Here is a 16,902-nt window from a genome sequence, read left to right on the forward strand (position 1 = left end):
CGCCAGACTGTCAAGCCGTCACCGGACAGCCGAAAAAGTCGAAGCCCCACCAACGGCAAAACGCTGATGGGGCTTCCCCTTTGCCCAAAAACCGGGCCGGCTAGGAGGCGGGTGTCTCCTCTGCCGGAGCCAGGACCACATCGCTGACGGTCAGGTCGCCTTCCCCGGAGAGCAGGGTGATGTCCTTGGCGTTGGCGGCGGCCTTCAGGTCGGACAGACCTGCCTTGAGCTGCGCAACCAGGACCTCCGTGGCGGTGATGGTGGCTGACAGGACCTCGGTGCGCTGTTTCACCTTCGCTTCGGACTTGGCCTTGCGGATGCCGCTGAGGGCAATGCCCACGGTTCCCAGCATGGTGGTATCCCCGTCTGCGACTTCCAGAGTGGAGGGCCACTTTGCACGGTGGACGGATCCGGCGCGCCACCAGCTCCAGACCTCTTCGGTGGCGAAGGGCAGGAACGGTGCGAACAAGCGCAGCAAGGAGTCAAGGGTCGTGGCCAGGGCGGCAAGGACCGAAGCCTGCTCGGCTTCTCCGGCGGCACCGTAGGCACGGTCCTTGATGAGCTCTACGTAGTCGTCCGTGAACTGCCAGAAGAAGGATTCGGTGATCTGGAGCGCACGGGCGTAGTCGTAGTTGTCGAACGCCTTGGTGGCTTGGGCAACGACGTCGGAGAGCTGGGCCAGGAGCGCACGATCCAACGGGTTGGTCAGCACCGAGAGGTCATGTGAAACCACGGAGTTCTCGGTCGCACCCAGGTTCAGGACGAACTTGGAGGCATTGAGCAGCTTGATGGCCAGGCGCCGGCCGATCTTCATCTGCGCGATCTCGTAGGCAGTGTCCGCTCCGAGCTTGGCCGAGGCTGCCCAGTACCGTACAGCGTCCGAGCCGTACTCGTTCAGGACATCCGTGGGGACAACCACGTTGCCCTTGGACTTTGACATCTTCTTACGGTCCGGGTCGAGGATCCAACCGGAGATGGCAGCGTGCTTCCAGGGCGCACTGTTCTGCAGGGCGTCGGCGCGGACGGCGGAGGAGAACAGCCAGGTGCGGATGATGTCGTGGCCTTGGGGGCGGAGATCGAACGGGAAGACCTTGGCGAACAGGTCCTCGTCGCGGCTCCACCCGCCCACAATCTGCGGGGTCAGCGAGGACGTTGCCCAGGTGTCCAGGACATCCGCATCACCGGTGAAGCCATTGGCCTGGTCGCGCTGTGACTCCTCGAAGCCCGGTGCGGCGTCGGCGGCGGGGTCCACCGGAAGCATCTCGTCGGACGGCAGGATCGGGTGGTCGTAGTCCGGGTTGCCCTGGGCATCCAACGGATACCACACAGGGATCGGGACGCCGAAGAAGCGCTGGCGGGAGACGAGCCAGTCACCGTTCAGGCCAGCGATCCAGTTCTCATAGCGGGAACGCATGAAGGACGGGTGGAAGGTGATTTCGTGGCCACGTCCGATCAGCCGCTCACGCCGGTCTTCGTCCCGGCCGCCGTTGCGGATGTACCACTGGCGCGATGTCACGACCTCGAGGGGCTTGTCACCCTTTTCGAAGAAGTTCACCGGGTGGGTGATCTTCTTGGGCTCCCCATCCAAGAGGCCGGCCGCGGTGAGCAACTCCACCACGGCTTCCTTGGCGGAGAAGGCGGTTTTGCCTGCGATGGCTGCGTAGGCTTCCTTGCCGGCTTCGGTGGTGATCCACTCCGGGGTTTCGGCGATGATCCTGCCGTCGCGGCCCATGATGGCACGCGTAGGCAACTGCAGTTCTCGCCACCAGGTGACGTCGGTAAGGTCGCCGAAGGTACAGACCATGGCGATACCGGACCCCTTGTCGGCCTTGGCCAACGGGTGTGCCTTGACCTCAAGTTCGACATCGAACAGGGGCGATTTCACGGTCTTGCCGAAGTACGGCTGGTAGCGCTCGTCGTCGGGGTTTGCCACCAGGGCGGCGCAAGCGGCCAGCAGTTCGGGGCGGGTGGTTTCGATGAAGAGCTTCTGGCCGTCTTCCGTGAAGAACGGGTAGCGGTAGTACGCGCCTGGAACTTCGCGGTCCTCAAGCTCAGCCTGTGCCACGGCGGTGCGGAACGTGACATCCCAGAGCGTGGGGGCTTCTGCCATGTAAGCGTCGCCGGCAGCGAGGTTGGCGAGGAACGCACGCTGGGAAACCGCACGGGAGGTGTCGTCAATCGTGCGGTACGTCAGGTTCCAGTCCACGGACAGGCCGAGCGTCTGGAAGAGGTTCTCGAAGACCTTTTCGTCCTCAACGGCGAGTTCCTCGCACAGTTCGATGAAGTTCTGGCGCGAAACGACGTCGAAATCGCGCTGGTTCTTGGCCGGCTGTGCAGGCGGACGGTAGTCGGCGTTGTACGGGATGGCGGGATCGCAACGCACACCGTAGTAGTTCTGGACCCGGCGCTCTGTGGGCAGGCCGTTATCGTCCCAGCCCATGGGGTAGAAGACGTTCTTGCCGGTCATGCGCATGTAACGGGCCTGGACGTCGGTCTGCGTGAAGGAGAACATGTGTCCCACGTGCAGCGAGCCGGAGGCAGTCGGCGGGGGAGTGTCGATCGAGTAGACCTGCTCCCGGGTGGTGTCCGGGTTGAACTTGTAGGTTCCTTCCTGCAGCCAGCGCTGCGTCAGGGCAGCCTCAAGGCCTTCAAGGGCCGGCTTGTCGGGAACGTTAATGGGGGCGGTGGCGGGCGTGTCTGTACCCTGCGTTGATTCAGCCATGGATCAATTGTTTCATGGCCTGCCGTTACAGCCTGCCTTCGGCAGCAGCCCGGGCCGTCGATAGGCTGGTGCCATGACTTTGGCAGCGCAAACACAGAACAAAACGGCGGTCGTGACAGGTGCAAGCACCGGCATCGGCGAAGCAACGGTCCGGACCTTGACGGCGGGTGGCTGGAAGGTCTTCGCAGTGGCCCGCCGTGCGGAGCGGCTGGAAGCCCTCGCCGGGGAAACCGGCGCCACGGCTTTTCCGGCGGATATCACCAACGACGACGACGTCGCGGCCCTGCTGGGGGCCGTCACCGCGGCCGGGGGAGCCGATACGCTCATCAACATTGCCGGCGGCGCCCGCGGCGCCGATACGATCGCCAACGCCGACACGGACGACTGGGACTGGATGTACCAGGTCAACGTGCTGGGAACCATGAAGATCACCCGCGCCTTCCTGCCCATGTTGCGGGCCCATGGGGAAGGTACCGTCCTGAACCTGACGTCGACCGCAGGCCTGGCGGCGTATGAAGGCGGAGCCGGCTACAACGCCGCGAAATTCGCCCAGCATGCCATGACAAATGCCCTCCGGTTGGAGGAAGTCGGCAACAACCTGCGCGTCATCGAGGTAGCGCCCGGCCTGGTCCACACACAGGAATTCGCCCTCAACCGGCTCGGTGACCAGGAAGCGGCTGCCAAGGTCTACGCCGGAGTGGAAAAGCCGTTGACGGCCGCGGACGTCGCCGACGTCGTGGGCTACGCCGTCTCCCTGCCACACCACATCAACCTGGACCACATCACCGTCCGGCCCGTCGCTCAGGCAGCAAACCATAAGCTCATCCGCAAGGAAGGGTGACGGTGGGGCCGCCCTGGAGGAAAGGTCAGGACGCCGGAACCTCCAGCGCGGCCAGCACGGCTGCGTGGTCCGTGCCCGGGACCCGGTGGACCGAGTAACCGCTGTGCCGGATGTCGGATGAGGTCACCACGTGGTCAATGACGATGCCCGGCAGCGCCAGGTTCTCCATCGGCCACGTGGGCGCGAACCGACCGCCGGATGCCATGCCGATATCCACCAGCCTTGAGCCGTCTGCGCCCTTCTCCTGCAGGGGTCCGTCCAGGAACTGCCGGAATTCCAGGTGGTCGTACGTGGCGTTGAAGTCGCCCAGGAGCACCTGGCGCCCAGGGCGTGATGCCTGCCGGGACAGGGCCATGAGGTCGCTCCGCCACTGGCCGATGCGTTCATCAACAGGCGGCAGGGTGTGGACGCTGGTCATCGTCACCACAGCCGTGGCCTCCCCGGACACTGCCGTGACCCGCACCACCGGCATCTGGAACGGTGTGTCCGGAAGCTGGCCCACGGCCTCCAGCGGGAACCGTGAATACACGGCACTGCCGGAAGCATCATCGGTCGGGCTGCTCAAGAGGTGGGGAAGAACTTCCCGCAGGCGTGCCGCATCCAGGCGGTCTTCCAACGCCTGGGTATGTTCCTGCACCGTGAGGACATCCACATGCTTGTCGCGAACCAGCTGCGCGATCGCCCCGGCATCGGCTTGGCCGAATTCCGAATTGATGGTCATCACCGTCAAACTGACCGGCGCCGGGGCACCGGCCTGAGGGGGAACGGGCCGGCCCATGTCAAACGGAAAGAGCCAGAAGAGCTGGGCGGCGAGCAAAACCGCCGTCGTCATCACTACCCAGGTACGACGGCCCGCAAGGGCCAGCACCAATGCCAGGCCGGCCGGGACCGCCAGCCAGGGCGTAAAGGACAACAGTTGGATTACCGGCAGCGGCCATTCCGCCGGTACCGCGCGGAACAACGACACACCGGCGACAGGGAGAGCGACAACGGCGGCAAACACGGACCAGGCGAGGGATGCCGGGCGCCGGCCACGATGGACAACCGGGAGGGTGGCGGCAGGTTCACTCATGCGTCGAGTCTATGCAGCCATGCCGGGCCGACCTGTCCACCTGCGGGATGATCCGGGTGGAAGGGTGCGCTGATCAGCCGCTAGACTGGGGAGAGCAGCTTTGACCCGGCCATCACCGGCGAGCTTCCGGAAGAACGGCACTGAGAGCCCAGCAGTAATCAGAGCCAAGTAGAACCGGACGGGTAAGCCCGTCACAGCAGTAATGAGCGGCCGGGAAATCAATTCCGGTAAGTGAGGTGGTACCGCGGTACCTGCGTTGTTGAAAAGCAGCATGGGAGCCGTCCTCGCATCCTGACAGTCAACCAGCTATCACCAGGATTCGAGATGACCCACTACCCCAAGGCCTCAGCATCGCCTTCCGGCACGCAGGGCGTGTCCGCTTCCGTGAAGTTCCCGGAAATCGAAGAGCGCATCCTCAAGTACTGGGATGAAGACGGAACCTTCCAGGCAAGCATCGACCAGCGCGAGGCTGGACAAGACGGCAGCAATGAGTTCGTCTTCTACGACGGTCCTCCCTTTGCCAACGGCCTTCCGCACTACGGTCACCTCCTCACCGGCTACGCCAAGGACCTGGTGGGCCGCTACCAGACCCAGCGCGGCAAGCGAGTGGAGCGCCGCTTCGGCTGGGACACGCACGGCCTCCCCGCAGAGCTCGAAGCCATGAAGCAGCTGGGCATGACGGACAAAACCCAGATCGAAGCCATGGGCATCGACAAATTCAACGACGCCTGCCGTGCCTCGGTCATGAAGTACGCCAACGAATGGAAGGCCTACGTCACCCGCCAGGCCCGCTGGGTGGACTTCGACAACGACTACAAGACGCTCAACGTCGAATATATGGAGTCCGTGCTCTGGGCCTTCAAGCAGCTGCACGAAAAAGGCCTGACCTACAACGGTTACCGGGTCCTCCCGTATTGCTGGAAGGACGAGACGCCGCTCTCCAACCACGAGCTGCGCATGGACGACGACGTCTACAAGAACCGCCAGGACCAGACCGTCACGGTCACTTTCCCCATCAAGGCAGGGGAGTCCGAGGTTTCCAAGGCGCTTGCAGGTGTCCAGGCGCTCGCCTGGACCACCACCCCCTGGACGCTTCCCACCAACCTGGCGCTCGCCGTCGGGCCTGACATCAGTTACGCCGTCCTGCCGGCTGGACCCAACGGCGTCAAGGCCGCCTCTCCTGAAGCTCCGGTAACGGGGAGCTTCCTCCTGGCAACTGACCTCCTTGGTGCCTACGCGAAGGATCTCGGTTACGACGACGCCGCTGCCGCAACGGCCGCCGTCACCGCAACGTACACGGGCTCCCAGTTGGAGGGCCTCGAATACGAACCGCTGTGGAACGACTTCGCCGACACCGAGAAGTACGGCACGCAGAACGCCTGGCGCATCCTCGTGGCGGAGTACGTCACCACCACAGACGGTACGGGAATCGTGCACCAGGCCCCGGCCTACGGTGAGGATGACCAGAAGGTCTGTGAAGAAGCCGGCATCCCGGTGGTTCTGTCCGTGGACGAAGGCGCCAAGTTCCTGCCCCTGTTTGCACACGGAGAACTCGCCGGCATTGTTGGGCTCCAGGTCTTTGAAGCCAACAAGCCCATCACCCAGGTCCTGCGCGCCGATGGCCGACTGGTCCGCCAGGCCAGCTATGAGCACAGCTACCCGCACTGCTGGCGTTGCCGGAACCCGCTGATCTACCGCGCCGTGTCCTCCTGGTACGTGGAGGTCACCAAGTTCAAGGACCGTATGTCCGAGTTGAACCAGGAGATCAACTGGATCCCGGGCAACGTCAAGGACGGCCAGTTCGGCAAGTGGCTCGAGAACGCCCGTGACTGGTCCATCAGCCGCAACCGCTACTGGGGTTCGCCCATCCCCGTGTGGCAGTCCGACGATCCCGAGTACCCCCGGACGGACGTCTACGGGTCCCTGGCCGACCTTGAGGCCGATTTCGGCCGCCTTCCTGTCAACAAGGAAGGCCAAGTCGACCTGCACCGCCCGTTCATCGATGAACTGACCCGCCCCAACCCGGACGATCCCACGGGCAAATCCACCATGCGCCGTGTGGAAGATGTCCTGGATGTCTGGTTCGACTCCGGGTCGATGCCCTACGGCCAGGTGCACTACCCCTTCCGGAACGAGGAGTGGTTCGACACCCACAACCCCGCCGACTTCATCGTGGAGTACATCGGCCAGACCCGTGGCTGGTTCTACATGCTCCACATCCTGTCCACGGCGCTGTTCGACCGTCCCGCGTTCCGCAATGTGATCAGCCACGGCATCGTGCTGGGTTCGGACGGGCAGAAGATGTCCAAGAGCCTGCGCAACTACCCGGACGTCTCCGAGGTCCTGGACCGCGACGGCTCCGACGCCATGCGCTGGTTCCTCATGTCCAGCCCCATCCTGCGCGGTGGCAACCTGATCGTCACCGAGCAGGGCATCCGGGACGGCGTCCGCCAGGTCATCCTTCCTCTGTGGAACGTGTACAGCTTCTTCACGCTGTACACGAACGCTGCCAACGGTGGTGCCGGTTATGACGCGAAGCTGCGCTATGACGGCTACGTCGACACCATGGACCAGTACCTCATGGCCAACACGGGCGACCTGGTCCGCAAGGTCACGGAGAGCCTGGACACCTACGACATCTCAGGTGCCTGCGATGAGCTGCGCAGCTACCTGGACATGCTGACCAACTGGTACGTCCGCCGCAGCCGCCAGCGCTTCTTCGACGAGAACGTGGACGCTTTCGATGCCCTGTACACGGCATTGGAGGCCGTGTGCCGGGTGTCCGCATCCTTGCTGCCGCTGGTTAGCGAGGAGATCTGGCGTGGCTTGACCGGCGGCCGTTCGGTACATCTGGCCGATTGGCCGGAGGCCTCGCTGTTCCCGGCCAACCCGGAACTCGTGGAAGCCATGGACCGCGTCCAGCAAATCTGTTCCACCGGTTCCAGCCTGCGCAAGGCAGCGAATCTGCGGGTGCGCCTGCCCCTGCAGGAACTGGCTGTGGTGGCTCCTGGCGCGGATGCGCTGGAAGGGTTCGCCGCCGTCGTCGCGGATGAACTCAACCTGCGTTCCGTCCGGTTGCTGGATGCTGCTTCAGCCTCTCCGGAAGAGTTCGGCATCCAGCAGAAGCTGGTGGTCAACGCCCGCGCCGCCGGGCCGCGCTTGGGCAAGAACGTCCAGCAAGCCATCAAGGGCTCCAAATCCGGCGACTGGTCCATCAATGACGCCGGTGTGGTGGTGGCCGGCGGCCTGGAACTTGAGCCGCAGGAGTACACGCTGGAGACGGTCGTGGCCGAAACGCCCGACGGCGGAGCTGCCGCGGCTGCCGTACTGCCAGGTGGCGGATTCGTGGTCCTCAACACCGAAGTCACGCCTGAGCTTGCCGCCGAAGGCCTGGCCCGTGACATGGTCCGTGCCATCCAGCAGGCACGCAAGGACGCAGGATTGAACGTGAGCGACCGGATCACCACCACGGTAGAGGCACAGCAGGACGTTGCAGACGCCCTCAAGGCCAACGCGGACCTCGTCAAGACCGAAACCTTGACCCTGGAACTCGAGGTGCTGCTGTCCAGCGCCGACGAACCGCAGATCACCGTAGCGAAGGCAGGGGCCTGATCCATGACTGATGAATTCTCGGTCGAAAGCGTTTATGCCGAACTCCTCGGCAGGGCACCGGAGAACAAGATGGAACCGCGCCTTGCTCCGCTGTTCCGTGCCATGGATGTCCTTGGCGAGCCCAACAAGGCCTTCCCGATCATCCACATCACTGGAACCAACGGCAAGACATCCACGGCCCGGATGATCGAGGCCGGGCTGCGTGCCCACGGACTCAGCACTGGCCGCTACACCAGCCCGCACCTGTCCAAGGTCACCGAACGGATCAGCATCAACGGCGAACCCGTATCGGATGAGACCTTCGTCCGGATTTGGGACGAGATCCGGCCCTACCTGGAGATCGTGGACAACGAACTCGTCGCCGATGGCCAGCCGCGCCTGACCTACTTTGAGTGCGTCACCATCCTCGGCTTCGCGATCTTCGCCGATGAGCCGGTTGATGTTGCAGTATTCGAGGTGGGTCTTGGCGGCATTACCGACGCCACCAACGTGGGCGATGGCCAAGTATCGGTGATCACCCCGATCTCCTTGGACCACACGGACCTCCTGGGCGACACCACCGAGGACATCGCCTACGAGAAAGCCGGCATCATCAAGCCCGGCGGATTCCTGGTCAGCGCCGCCCAGCCCGTGGATGCGGCACAGGTCCTGTTGGACAAAGCCCGCGAGGTGGATGTCCCGTTCCGCTTCGAGGGCGTGGAGTTCGGCGTTGAGTCGCGAAGCGTCGCCGTGGGGGGACAGGTGGTGACCATCCAGGGACTGGCCGGACGCTACGAAGACCTCCTGCTGCCCTTGCATGGTGCCCACCAGGCCGAGAACGCGTCCGTGGCCGTTGCAGCGCTGGAAGCGTTCTTCGGCGGGGGAGAGAAGGAGCTGGATGTTGACGTGCTGCGGGAGGCATTCGGCAACGTCACCTCCCCGGGCCGCTTGGAGGTAGTTCGTACAGCCCCCACCATTGTGGTGGACGCCGCGCACAACCCGGACGGTATCCGGGTCTCCGCGGAAGCGATCCACGAGGCCTTCAGCTTCAGCAAGCTGGTGGTGGTGGTTGGAGTCCTGCAGGAGAAGGACGCCGAAGAGATCCTCAAGACCCTCAAGGAACAGCTTGGGGACCTTGCCGAGGAGTTCTGCTTCACCCAGTCCAACTCTCCCCGTGCCATTCCTGCGGCGGAACTGGCCGAACTCGCGGTCGATCTGGGTTTTGGCGAGGAGAACGTCCACATTGCCGAGAAGCTCGACGACGCCCTCGAATGGGCCGTGGAGAGGTCCGAATCCAATGACGACCTCGCTGGCGGCGTCCTCGTGACGGGTTCCATCACCTTGGTGGCAGAGGCCCGCATCCTCCTTGGAAAGGCCGGTGCCTGAGCATGGCAAGACTCACCAAGGCCCAGCGCGAGTGGCGTCCAGGGATGCCAAAAAAGCGTCGGTCCACCAAAGTGATGTTTGGATCCACCGTCCTCCTGTTGGAGGCATTTGTGGCCTTCTTCGGCACGCTGGTGGTCTTCGGCCTGAAGCGGGGAGAGGTTCCGCCAGCCATCATCCTTAGTGTTGGGATCGCCCTGAGCATTGTGCTGGTCCTGACCTGCGCAGTGCTCTCCAAACCGTGGGGCATCGGGCTTGGCTGGGCGCTCCAGGTAGTGCTGATCCTTACCGGCCTGGCAGAGCCCACCATGTTCATTGTCGGCATCCTGTTCGCGGTCTGTTGGTGGTACGGAATCCGGACCGGCATGCGGATCGACCGTGAATTAGCCCAGCGCGACCGCGAGCAGGCCGAATGGGACGCAGCCCACGGTGACGAGGCAGGCTCCCAGACCCCGTAAACTGGCTGGGAAACCCACAAAGCAACCCCATTGGAGCAACTGTGAGCATTGAACGGACCCTTGTCCTGATCAAGCCCGACGGCGTCGCCCGCAACCTCAGCGGCAGCATCCTCGCCAGGATCGAAGCCAAGGGCTACACCCTGTCCGAACTGAAGAAGGTCAACGCGACGCGCGAACTGCTGGAACAGCACTACGAGGAACATGTCGGCAAGCCGTTTTACGAGCCGCTGGTTGAATTCATGCTCAGCGGCCCGGTCATCGCTGCTGTCTTCGAAGGCCACCGCGTGATCGAGGGCTTCCGTTCGCTCGCAGGAACCACCGATCCCACCACGGCAGCACCCGGAACGATCCGTGGTGACTTTGGCCGGGACTGGGGCCTGGCAGTGCAGCAGAACCTTGTTCACGGCTCGGATTCTGTTGACTCCGCCGAGCGTGAGATCAAGATCTGGTTCGCCGCATAGCGCACCTTCACCGAAATGACAGTTAAGGCCAATGTTCATCACGAACATTGGCCTTAACTGTCATCTCGCGGTGTCTGTGGAAGTGCTAGTAGCCCGACGTCCCGGCAAAGACGTGGATGAAGGCGAAGAAGATAGTCGCGATGACCGCTACGTACAGCAGTGCCACGATCGCCCAGCCGGAACCGGCCAGCAGCCTGGTCAGCGCTGGTGGAGCCTTGATGACCCCGTGGGTGATGTTCCGGATGGTCACGAACACGAACATGGGGATCATGGCCGCCCACACCACCATGCAGAAGGGGCAGAGGACGTGGATGACGTACAGGGCCTGCGACCACAGCCAGACCACAAAGACGAAGCCAAGGGTCACGCCGGCCTGGAGGCCCAGCCAATAGCCGCGCGAGTATTTGGCGCCGGCGAGGATGCCCATGGCCGTGGTGATGATGACCGCGAATGCAACGATCCCAATGAACATGTTGGGGAACCCGAAGACCGAACTCTGGGGCGTCTGCATGACCGTGCCGCAGGAAACCCACGGGTTAACATCGCACACGGTCACGTGGTTCGGGTCCTTGAGGACCTCCAGCTTTTCGAGCACCAATGCACCTGATGCCAACCAGCCAATGATGCCCGTGACCAGGAGCAACCAGGCGAAGGGCTTGTCCCGCAGGATTTTCGGCAGCAGGGACTGATCGACAGTGGCGTCGTCCCCGGAAATGGTGGATGGGTTGGCCCGGTTTCCCCTGGCGGTGCTTGTCATCGCGGATGTGATCCTTTTCGACAGGTGGCCCGGCTGCACCGGGAAAGGTTCTTGGGAGGATTGTAACTCCGGAGGCTGGAGGTGGCGCCCAGACTCTCCGCCTGCCGTACGACACACGCTCCCTCCCCTCGAAATGGCAAGCGTATGAGAGAATGAACATGGCCGGACGCCGATCCACATTCGGAATCCGGTCCGGTGACTTGTTCCCAAGACCGCCAGCATGAGCAGGGCATGCCCCGGATCAGAGGATCCTCGGTAGGCCCGCCATGACAATGGACGGCACCTGGTTGTGGCAGCAGAACAACGGGTTCCAGAACCAAGCCACTGGCCTTCCCGGGCTGCCGCACCCCAAGGATGGTGCGAACCGGAAGGAACACTGACGACTTCTGTCAACGCCTGAGGGTTTTGACAATAAATGCCCCACTGGGCGCCGGATGTGGCGGCGTCGCTGGGGCAGGAGTGTTGCCACATATGGATAATGACCAGGTTGTAGCCGTTAATGATGAGGCCGCTGCCGCGGAGACTGCGGAAGCGCCCAAGAAGACCACCCGGGCCAGAACCACCCGGACGCCACGGAAGGCCGCAGCCAAAACTGCCGTGCCCGCCGCAGAAGACAGCGCCGCGGCCGTTGCTGAATTAGACAGCGCCGCGGCCGACGCTGAAGTGGACGGTGCTGCGGCCGGCGCCGACGTCCCCACACAGCCGGAAGAAGTGCCGGCCAAGACCCCCGCCCGCCGCAGCAGGGCACGCAAGAAGGCAGAGCCTGCCGAGCCCCTGCCCGGATTTGACCACGCCGCCGCAGAGTCACCTGCCGCCGCCGGAGAGCCGCAAACTGACGCCGTGGCTGAACCCCTTCCCGAAGCCGTTGCCGAACCGGCCCCCGAAAAGCCGGTCCGCCGTCGTCGTACCGCGAAGCCCGTGACCGTGGAAGCTGCGGAGGCTGCTGAGCCGCCGGCCGCTGAAGCAGCGGTGGAATCCACGACGCCGGTCCCGGCCTCACAGCCTGAAGGTGCAGTTGCCGCAGCCGGCTCAGATGCTCCGGCCGGATCGGTCGAGGCCGGGACGGCCGAGGTGGAGAAGGCTGAGGTGGAGAAGGCTAAGCCGGAGACGGCTGAGGACGGAACCGAGGAGGAAGCCGCCGCGCCGGGCTCCTCAGCGCTGTTCCTGGAGCCGGTTTCCATCACCTCCATGATTTTCCAGGCACCGGACCTCAGCACCGTGTCGCGTCCCGCTGCGGAGGCGGCCGACGAAGCAGAGGGCGAAGACTCCGACGGTACAGGCGACGGGGAACTGGAGGAAGCGGGTGGCCGGCGCCGTCGCCGGAGCCGTGGCCGCCGCGGACGCCGTGGCACCGAGCGTGAAGACAACGACGCCGAGGACACCGCGGGCGATAACGACGAAACCCAGGCCGCCGAGGCCCCTGAAGAGGGGGTAACCTCACGCCGCCGTCGACGCCGGCGTCGTGGGGACCAGGACCTTGAACTGACTGGTGGTTCGGACGACGATCCGCCCAACACCGTGACCCGGGTGCGCGCTCCCCGCGCCCTGTCGGAGTCCACCAGTTCCAACCGTGTGGCCAGCGTCAAGGGTTCCACGCGGCTTGAAGCCAAGAAACAGCGCCGCCGCGAATCGCGGGAGACAGGCCGCCGCCGTCAGGTGATTACCGAGGCGGAGTTCCTGGCGCGCCGTGAATCCGTGGACCGCCAGATGATCGTGCGCCAGCGCGATGACAGAATCCAGATCGGCGTCCTGGAGGACGGCGTGCTGGCCGAGCACTTTGTCTCCAAGACCCAGCAGGATTCGCTGATCGGCAACGTCTACCTGGGCAAGGTCCAGAACGTCCTGCCGTCCATGGAAGCGGCGTTCGTGGACATTGGGCGGGGACGCAACGCAGTCCTGTACGCCGGTGAGGTCAACTGGGACGCCGTCAACCTCGAAGGCCAGCCGCGCAGGATCGAGAACGCGCTCAAGTCCGGCGACTCGGTACTCGTGCAGGTCACCAAGGATCCCGTGGGCCACAAGGGCGCCCGGCTGACCAGCCAGATATCCCTGCCCGGACGTTACCTGGTGTACGTCCCCGGTGGTTCCATGACCGGTATCTCCCGCAAGCTGCCCGACGTCGAACGCAACCGCCTCAAGCGGATCCTCAAGGACCGCTTGCCGGAGAACGCAGGCGTCATTGTGCGCACGGCCGCCGAGGGTGCGTCCGAGGAAGAGCTGACCCACGACATCAACCGGCTGCGGGCACAGTGGGAAGGCATCGAAGGACAAGCATCGTCCACCAAGGTCCTGGCACCCGAGCTGCTGTACGGCGAACCTGACCTCACCATCAAGGTGGTCCGCGACGTCTTCAACGAGGACTTCTCCAAGCTGATCGTCTCCGGCGACGACGCGTGGGACACCATCGAGGCTTACGTGACCTACGTGGCCCCGGACCTGGTGGGCCGCCTGGAAAAGTGGAGCAAGGACCAGGACATCTTCGCCGCGTGGCGCATTGACGAGCAGATCCACAAGGCCCTGGAACGCAAGGTCTTCCTGCCCTCCGGCGGCTCGCTGGTGATTGACCGGACGGAAGCCATGACCGTGGTTGACGTCAATACCGGCAAGTTCACCGGCAGCGGTGGAAACCTTGAGGAGACCGTCACCAAGAACAACCTCGAGGCCGCTGAGGAAGTCGTCCGCCAGCTTCGCCTGCGGGACATTGGTGGCATCATCGTCATCGACTTCATCGACATGGTCCTCGAATCCAACCGCGACCTCGTGCTACGTCGCCTGGTGGAGTGCCTTGGCCGCGACCGGACCAAGCATCAGGTAGCTGAAGTGACATCGCTGGGCCTGGTCCAGATGACGCGCAAGCGCATGGGTACCGGACTGCTTGAAGTCTTCGGCGAGCAGTGTGAACACTGCGCCGGACGCGGTGTTGTCACGCATGACGAACCCGTGGAGCACCGCCGAGCCAATGCGGTTGCCGTCGAGCAGCACCGCCCCCACTCCGAGCCGCAGCAGCCGGCGCCCCGCACGGAGCGCAAGCGCCGCCGTGGCAAGGGTGGTGGACAGGGGAACGGTGAAGCGTCCGTTGCCCACGCCCCGTCCCCGGCAGCGCCGGCACCAGCCGCCGCCACCGAAGCCATGGACCCGGTTCGCCAGGCCAAGGCCGAGGCGACCCGCGCCGCCCTGGCCACGATCGCTGCCGCCGCCCATGCCGCACACCTGCACGACGACGAGGTCCACCGTGCCGAGGAAGCGGCCCGCGCAGCGGCGCAGGCCGGAGATGCAGCTGAAGCCAAGGAAGCACCTGCCGGGCAGGCTCCCACGGAGGATTCGTCCGCCAGGGAATCGGCCACTGCGTCCAAGGAAGGCCGGACCGCGCCTGTCCTGCGGTTCGGCGGCGAGGAAGTTGCACTGCCGTTCGTTGAACACCAAGAGGAACCGCAGCCGGCCAAGCCGACCATGAGCCTGGATCTGTTGGCGGAAGCGTTCTCGCACCTGGGCGCCGCTCCTGAGCCCGAACCCCAGGCATCCGCTTCCGGTGGCGGTTCCGCCGAGGCCACGGACGCAGTGGCAACCGGCCAGGCTTCGGATGCCGGACATGCCGTGGCGGAGGCCGGGGCACGGGCCCGCGGCCGCCGCGGACGCCGGAACCGCAGCGCAAGCAGGGCCCAGGGTGCTGCCAACGAGACCAACATCGAGCACCATGAGACGGGTACTTCGGCGGGCGGTGGTTCCTCGCATGAAGCCAAGGCCCCGGCAAAACCTGCCGAAAAGCCCGCAGGCGAAGAGCCCATCATCCTCGGTGTCGGTGTCCCGGCCTCCGAGCTGTAGCTCTTCGGCGCTGATTGGCGCTCCAACCCGATAGGGATTGACGCGGCCCGCGGATTTTCCTGCACAGGCACACTGCAGCAGGATTCCGGGGGCCGTAGTCATATCCGTGGAGCAACTGCGCGTGGGTTTCGGAGGGCCGGTGTTTCCCGGCTAGTCTTGGGGATTGACACGGGGTGCCGGGCGTCGGGCCCGGCTGAGATCCAGACCCGTTGAACCTGTCCGGTTAGCACCGGCGAAGGGATGTCCCCATGACTTCTTTGTCGTCTTCTTCCGCCTACCCTGATTCTGCCGTCTACCCGGCAGCCCCCGGCCCTGTCAGGCCACCGCGTGTTCTGAGCATCGCAGGCTCGGATCCGTCCGGGGGAGCGGGAATCCAGGCAGACCTGAAGGCAATTTCTGCCCTCGGGGGTTACGGCATGGCCGCCGTCACCGCCCTCACTGCCCAAAATACCCTTGGCGTCAGCAGTGTCCATGTGCCGCCGGTGGAATTCCTGCGCCAGCAGTTGGAAGCGGTCGGCAGCGACATCACGATCGATGCCGTCAAAATCGGGATGTTGGGCGACGCGGAGGTCATTGGCGAGGTCCGCAGCTGGCTCGGAACGGTGCGTCCCGCCGTCGTGGTCCTTGATCCCGTGATGGTAGCCACCAGCGGCGACCGCCTCCTGAGGGAAACCGCTGAGGAAGCATTGCGTCATCTTCTGCCCCTGGCGGACCTGGTCACCCCCAACCTCCCCGAACTTGCCATGCTGCTCGGAGAACCTGAGGCCGCGGACTGGGCCTCGGCACTCGACCAGGGAAAGCGCCTGGCCGCGGCTTGCGGAAATACCGTGCTGGTCAAAGGCGGGCACCTTGCCGGTGACGATTGCCCCGACGCCTTGGTCAACACGGGCGGTTTGCTGCGCCAGGACATCATCGAGGTTGGCGGACCGCGTGTCTACACCGGCAACAGCCACGGGACGGGCTGCTCGCTTTCATCGGCATTGGCCACCGTGCAGGCCCGGACGGGTGACTGGGAAGCTTCCCTTCGGGAAGTGAAGCCGTGGTTGCTGCAGGCACTCCGGGACGCTGACAGGCTGGAGGTCGGCCAAGGCAGCGGCCCCATCCATCATTTCCACCACCTTGAGGCCTCCGCAGCGCCGGATACCTTCGCGGCGCGCTTATGGGCAGAGGCGTCCAGAGAACTCGGGGCCATCAACGCGTTGCCGTTTATCGAGGGGCTGGAATCGGGTGCGCTGCCAGAGTCCTGGTTCAACTACTACCTCGCCCAGGACGCGCTGTACCTCAACGGATACTCGCGGGTCCTGGCCAGGGCGGGGGCACTGGCTCCCAGCGAGGAAGAGCAGCTGTTCTGGGCCAAAGCCTCCCAGGTGTGCCTGGAGGTGGAATCGGAGTTGCACCGGAACTGGCTGGCCACGCGCCGCACCAGCCAGGCGACCGGGCCGGTTACCAAGTCCTATGTGGACCATCTCCTGGCGGCCTCGGCATCAGGCAGCTATGGTGTGCTGCTCGCGGCGATCCTGCCCTGCTACTGGCTTTACGCCGAGGTGGGACACCGCCTGCATGCTTCCTATGTCCGGAACGGCGAACCGGCCAGCCACCCTTATGCGGACTGGCTCCGGACCTACGCAGACGAAGAATTCGCCGAAGCGACCAGGACCGCCATCAGGTTCACCGACCTGGCAGCGGCTTCTGCCTCAGGGCAAGAGCGGGCGGCGATGGTGGAAGCCTTTGCCCACTCCTGCCGCTACGAGACAGCCTTCTTCGACGCTCCGCGCTTGTTCGCGTAATGGCTTTC

The 16,902-nt window shown here is 64.5% G+C and carries 10 protein-coding genes and 1 riboswitch; of the genes, 7 read left to right on the plus strand and 3 right to left on the minus strand.

The window, feature by feature from the left end; translation table 11 throughout:
* Positions 1-100 precede the first annotated feature (100 nt).
* Positions 101-2,722 carry a valine--tRNA ligase gene (gene valS, locus ACSVIE_RS09335; protein WP_426002945.1) on the minus strand — a complete coding sequence of 874 codons (2,622 nt, stop codon included), beginning with the start codon at positions 2,720-2,722 and terminating at the stop codon, positions 101-103.
* A gap of 73 nt (positions 2,723-2,795) precedes the next feature.
* Between valS and ACSVIE_RS09340 the strand changes: the two genes are divergently transcribed.
* A complete protein-coding gene (locus tag ACSVIE_RS09340; RefSeq protein WP_426002943.1) occupies positions 2,796-3,563 on the plus strand; it encodes an SDR family oxidoreductase in 768 nt (255 codons plus the stop codon).
* A gap of 25 nt (positions 3,564-3,588) precedes the next feature.
* On the opposite strand, the gene ACSVIE_RS09345 is transcribed toward ACSVIE_RS09340, so the two are convergent.
* A complete protein-coding gene (locus tag ACSVIE_RS09345) occupies positions 3,589-4,635 on the minus strand; it encodes an endonuclease/exonuclease/phosphatase family protein (protein WP_442423638.1) in 1,047 nt (348 codons plus the stop codon).
* Between the two features lie 324 nt (positions 4,636-4,959).
* Between ACSVIE_RS09345 and ileS the strand changes: the two genes are divergently transcribed.
* From ileS to ndk, 4 genes are read left to right on the plus strand one after another with little or no spacing between them, the layout of a single operon-like run.
* A complete protein-coding gene (gene ileS, locus ACSVIE_RS09350; protein WP_442423639.1) occupies positions 4,960-8,247 on the plus strand; it encodes an isoleucine--tRNA ligase in 3,288 nt (1,095 codons plus the stop codon).
* Between the two features lie 3 nt (positions 8,248-8,250).
* Positions 8,251-9,612 carry a bifunctional folylpolyglutamate synthase/dihydrofolate synthase gene (locus tag ACSVIE_RS09355; protein WP_442423640.1) on the plus strand — a complete coding sequence of 454 codons (1,362 nt, stop codon included), beginning with the start codon at positions 8,251-8,253 and terminating at the stop codon, positions 9,610-9,612.
* A 2-nt stretch (positions 9,613-9,614) separates the two neighbouring features.
* Positions 9,615-10,067: a DUF4233 domain-containing protein gene (locus tag ACSVIE_RS09360; RefSeq protein ID WP_442423641.1), complete on the plus strand. Its 453-nt coding sequence runs from the start codon at positions 9,615-9,617 to the stop codon at positions 10,065-10,067.
* A gap of 41 nt (positions 10,068-10,108) precedes the next feature.
* The gene (gene ndk / locus ACSVIE_RS09365; RefSeq protein WP_426002934.1) at positions 10,109-10,528 is read left to right on the plus strand and encodes a nucleoside-diphosphate kinase; all 420 of its coding nucleotides are present in this window, start codon (positions 10,109-10,111) and stop codon (positions 10,526-10,528) included.
* An 85-nt stretch (positions 10,529-10,613) separates the two neighbouring features.
* Here ndk and ACSVIE_RS09370 read toward each other — a convergent pair whose 3' ends face one another.
* Positions 10,614-11,285, minus strand: a complete 672-nt coding sequence (locus ACSVIE_RS09370; protein WP_442423642.1) for a vitamin K epoxide reductase family protein — start codon at positions 11,283-11,285, stop codon at positions 10,614-10,616.
* 471 nt (positions 11,286-11,756) lie between these two features.
* Between ACSVIE_RS09370 and ACSVIE_RS09375 the strand changes: the two genes are divergently transcribed.
* Together ACSVIE_RS09375 and thiD are read left to right on the plus strand one after the other, a co-directional pair.
* On the plus strand, positions 11,757-15,107 hold the full coding sequence (locus ACSVIE_RS09375; RefSeq protein ID WP_442423643.1) for an Rne/Rng family ribonuclease: 3,351 nt from the start codon (positions 11,757-11,759) through the stop codon (positions 15,105-15,107).
* 159 nt (positions 15,108-15,266) lie between these two features.
* A riboswitch (TPP riboswitch) is annotated at positions 15,267-15,365 on the plus strand.
* Entirely contained in the window at positions 15,356-16,894 is a 1,539-nt protein-coding gene (thiD, locus tag ACSVIE_RS09380) for a bifunctional hydroxymethylpyrimidine kinase/phosphomethylpyrimidine kinase (protein WP_442423644.1), read from the plus strand. It overlaps the preceding riboswitch by 10 nt.
* The last annotated feature ends 8 nt before the right edge of the window (positions 16,895-16,902 follow it).

Source organism: Paenarthrobacter sp. NCHU4564 (assembly GCF_052156435.1).
Classification (GTDB): Bacteria; Actinomycetota; Actinomycetes; order Actinomycetales; family Micrococcaceae; genus Arthrobacter.